Here is a 3,949-nt window from a genome sequence, read left to right as displayed (position 1 = left end):
ATCTTCGATCCGTTTTTTACCACCAAGTCCGTCGGAAAAGGAACCGGGCTGGGGCTTGACGTGGTGATGCGCATTGTGAAGCAGCACCACGGGTCGGTAACGCTGCATTCAGAGCCAGGGAAAACCGAGTTTCTGGTTTGTTTCCCGATTAATGGATAAATTAGTTTCCGCATTCATAAACAACATTTCACTATGGGTTTGCCCATTATATTTTCAATTGACGACGATCCTCAGGTTTTAAGGGCTATCAGCCGCGATCTCAAATCCCATTACCGCGATAAATACAAGGTACTCAGTACTACCTCGGTGGCAGAAGCGATGGAAAGCTTGCTCGAACTGCAGAACAAGGGAGAAGAGATCGCCATTTTTATTTCAGACCAGCGAATGCCGGAAATGGAGGGGGTCGACTTTCTTGAAAAAGCCAAAGCTCTTTTTCCATTTGCCAAAAAAGTATTGTTAACCGCCTACTCCGACACCGAGGCTGCGATCAAGGCGATTAATGATGTGCAGCTTGATTATTACCTGATGAAACCCTGGGACCCGCCAGAAGAAAAGCTATATCCAGCGTTGGACGAGCTGCTGAGAGACTGGCAGGCCAACTACCGTCCCGATTTCAAGGGCATTAAAGTATTAGGTTATCAATTTTCACCTAAATCGCACGAGCTCAAAGATTTTCTGGCAGGTAACCTGGTGCCTTATACCTGGCTGGATGCCGAATCCAACGATCTTGGAAAGCAGATCAGGACCACCAACAACCTATGTCCGGTTGATTTTCCGGTAATCATATTTGAAGATGGAAGCCTGCTGAAAACCCCCTCGCTCATTGAAGTAGCAGAACGGATCGGGTTGAATGCGAAAACCAAGCAGCAGATTTACGATGTGATCATCATCGGTGCAGGTCCGGCCGGACTTGCCGCTTCGGTGTATGGCGCTTCGGAAGGTTTAAGTACTTTATTGATCGAGCGAAAAGCGCCTGGCGGACAGGCAGGTACAAGCTCGCGCATTGAAAATTACCTTGGCTTCCCGATGGGGCTCAGCGGCGCGGAACTTACTCGTCGCGCAGTTACGCAGGCGACCCGGTTTGGTACCGAAATGCTTTCTCCGCAATCTGTGAAAGAGATTAAGCTGAAAGATAAATACAAGACGATCGTGCTTGGCGACGACAGCGAGATCAATGCAAAGGCGGTTGTTATTACTACCGGTGTGGATTACCGCAAGCTGGAAACGCAGGGAATTGAAGAGTTTACCGGAAAAGGCATTTACTACGGAGCTGCGAGTACAGAGGCTACTTCCTGCGGAAATAAAGATGTATATGTACTCGGTGGCGGCAATTCTGCGGGCCAGGCGGCGATGTATTTGTCCAAATTTGCGAGAAATGTCTTCATTATTGTCCGCAAAAATGATCTTACCTCCTCCATGTCTTCCTACCTGATCGACCAGATCAGGGGAACGGAAAACATCAGTGTGCTGGGCTGTACGGAGATTGTCGAAGCTGCGGGAAGTGACCGGCTGGAATCGCTGAAACTCGTGGATCTGAATACAAACGAGCAGCGAACGGTGCCTGCGGATGCACTTTTTATCTTCATCGGCGCACGACCATACACCGATTGGGTAGGTCTTGAAATCATTAAAAACAGCAAAGGTTTCATTGAAACAGGCCGGGAAATGAAGGGTTACAGCAATTTCAAGCAGATATGGAAAGCAGACCGTGACCCTTACCTGCTCGAAACCAGCTCACCGGGGATATTTGCAGCAGGCGATGTACGTGCCGGCGCAATGAACCGGGTTACATCGGCAGTAGGTGAAGGATCCATGTCAATCAGTTTTGTTCATCAATATTTAAGTGAAGTATAATGGATCAGGTTTGTAAACATATCAGTGAAATAACCGAGTTAAAAACGCCGAAAGAGCACGTTTGTGAAGAATGCGTGAAAGTGGACGGTCGGTGGTTGCATTTACGCACCTGCCAGACTTGCGGCGTAACGCTTTGCTGCGACAGTTCACCCGCTACCCACATGACGAAGCACTTCAATGAGACAGGTCACCCGGTGGTGATCTCCGCGGAGCCGGGTGAAAACTGGTTGTGGTGTTACGAAGATGAAGTGATGGTAAGATATACCTGAGATCAGAAAGAGATTTGATTTTCGTAAGTTTGCTGTATGCAGAAAGCAACAACGCTCGAAGGATTCTACCATGAAACTTCGCAACTTATTCCATCGCAGATCCAGAAGGAGATCGGTCACTTTAACGTGTTCCGGACGGAAGATTTATACCGCGGTGGAAAGCACCAGCAAATGCCTTATAACCGGCGTGCTTACTACAAGATCAGCTTGATCCTCGGTAAAAATCGGGCGGAGTACGCGGACAAAGTCATTGATATCGAGAAGAATGCATTGCTGTTCGCTACACCTCAGATACCTTATAACTACATCCCGCTTGACGATCAGCAAGCGGGTATGTTTTGCATTTTTTCGGAGGATTTTCTGACGCAGGATAATAGCGGAATCAGATTAAAGGAGCTGCCTGTTTTCAAACCTGGCGGAAACCCGATTTTTTTCCTCAATGAACCTCAGATAGCGGAAGTGAATCTGATCTTCTCCAAAATCTTTCGGGAGATGAACTCTGATTACACCTATAAATACGATCTGCTGCGAAACTACGTAATCGAGCTCATTCATTTTGGTCAAAAGTTGCAGCCGGCTTCTACGCTTTTTACTGAAACCAACGCTTACAAACGGGTTTCTTCCTTGTTTATGGAGCTGTTGGAAAGGCAATTTCCCATTGAGCCGCCTCATCAGAAACTTACATTCCGCTCTGCAAAAGACTTCGCTGATCAGCTCTCGATCCACGTGAATTACCTTAATAAGGTATTGAAAGAAATGACCGGGAAAACGACCACCGAGCTGATCACGGAGCGAATCATCAGGGAGTCCAAGATATTGTTAAAACATACGGACTGGAATGTGTCTGAAATCGCATACAGCCTGGGCTTTGAAGAAACTTCGCACTTCAATAACCTTTTCAAAAAACATACAACCCTGAACCCGCGTGCATTTCGAAGCGGGATTTGAATTTTGTAAGTTTTGATTTGATCGCGGCAAATTTCCCGTCTGGTACACTTTTACTTTTGTTTCATCAATTAAAACAAAAATGAAAGATGAAATCAGATAGCAAAATTGCATTGGTCACCGGCGCCGGCCGCGGTCTTGGTAAAAACATGGCATTGTCACTTGCGGCGAAAGGGAATGATGTGATTGTAATTTACAACAGTAGTGAAAAGGAGGCACTGGATGTAGTTTATGAAATTGAGGAATTGGGTCAAAAAGCGGTAGCACTGCAACTGAATACTGCGGACACCAAAACTTTCAATGGATTTTTCGCAAACTTATCTCGCGTACTTAGTGAAAAGTGGGGACGTAATACCTTCGATTTCCTGATCAATAATGCGGGTATAGACAGGTATTCTCCATTTGCGGAAACTTCCGAGCAGGACTTTGACGATCTGCTGAATGTACACTTCAAAGGTGTCTATTTCCTGACCCAAAAGGCACTGCCGTTTATTGCAGATCAGGGCCGTATCGTCAATTTATCCACGGGTCTGGCCCGCTTTACCAATCCAGGCTACGCAGCTTACGCATCTATGAAAGGCGCTGTGGAAGTACTGACGAAGTATCTGGCAAAAGAACTCGGCGGCCGCGGCATTACGGCTAATACAGTAGCTCCCGGTATCATTCACACCGACTTCACGAAACGCGCATTTGCGTCGCATCCGGGTTTGGAGGATCATATGAACAGTATTACTGCGCTTGGTCGGGTTGGTCAGCCAGACGATATCGGTGGGGTAGTAGCCTTCCTTTGTTCGGATGAGTCACGCTGGGTAAATGGACAACGTATAGAAGTATCTGGCGGAATGAACTTGTAAGATCCGCTAAGTTTTTTTCGCACTGGT

Annotated in this window: 5 protein-coding genes; all 5 read left to right on the top strand. The window is 46.9% G+C overall.

Annotated elements, in window-relative coordinates; all coding sequences use genetic code 11:
* Positions 1 to 159: ATP-binding protein (locus tag ACTIE6_RS19740; RefSeq protein ID WP_439558283.1), on the top strand; the 159-nt coding region annotated here is incomplete at its 5' end.
* Between the two features lie 33 nt (positions 160 to 192).
* Positions 193 to 1,854 carry an FAD-dependent oxidoreductase gene (locus ACTIE6_RS19735; protein WP_439558282.1) on the top strand — a complete coding sequence of 554 codons (1,662 nt, stop codon included), beginning with the start codon at positions 193 to 195 and terminating at the stop codon, positions 1,852 to 1,854.
* Positions 1,854 to 2,123 (top strand): UBP-type zinc finger domain-containing protein, encoded by a 270-nt coding sequence (locus ACTIE6_RS19730; protein ID WP_439558281.1) that lies wholly within the window; start codon positions 1,854 to 1,856, stop codon positions 2,121 to 2,123. The genes ACTIE6_RS19735 and ACTIE6_RS19730 overlap by 1 nt, the downstream gene beginning before the upstream one ends.
* Before the next feature lie 36 nt (positions 2,124 to 2,159).
* Positions 2,160 to 3,071, top strand: a complete 912-nt coding sequence (locus ACTIE6_RS19725; RefSeq protein ID WP_439558280.1) for a helix-turn-helix domain-containing protein — start codon at positions 2,160 to 2,162, stop codon at positions 3,069 to 3,071.
* An 86-nt stretch (positions 3,072 to 3,157) separates the two neighbouring features.
* Entirely contained in the window at positions 3,158 to 3,922 is a 765-nt protein-coding gene (locus tag ACTIE6_RS19720; protein ID WP_439558279.1) for an SDR family NAD(P)-dependent oxidoreductase, read from the top strand.
* The last annotated feature ends 27 nt before the right edge of the window (positions 3,923 to 3,949 follow it).

Source organism: Dyadobacter sp. (assembly GCF_051859145.1).
GTDB lineage: Bacteria > Bacteroidota > Bacteroidia > Cytophagales > Spirosomataceae > Dyadobacter.
This window is presented reverse-complemented; position numbering and strand designations above follow the sequence as displayed.

What these genes read in the sequence shown, in the direction of transcription:
- ACTIE6_RS19730 (WP_439558281.1), top strand. Translation starts at nt 1,854, where the DNA reads ATGGATCAGGTTTGTAAACATATCAGTGAAATAACCGAGTTAAAAACG.
- ACTIE6_RS19720 (WP_439558279.1), top strand. Translation starts at nt 3,158, where the DNA reads ATGAAATCAGATAGCAAAATTGCATTGGTCACCGGCGCCGGCCGCGGT.
- ACTIE6_RS19735 (WP_439558282.1), top strand. Translation starts at nt 193, where the DNA reads ATGGGTTTGCCCATTATATTTTCAATTGACGACGATCCTCAGGTTTTA.
- ACTIE6_RS19725 (WP_439558280.1), top strand. Translation starts at nt 2,160, where the DNA reads ATGCAGAAAGCAACAACGCTCGAAGGATTCTACCATGAAACTTCGCAA.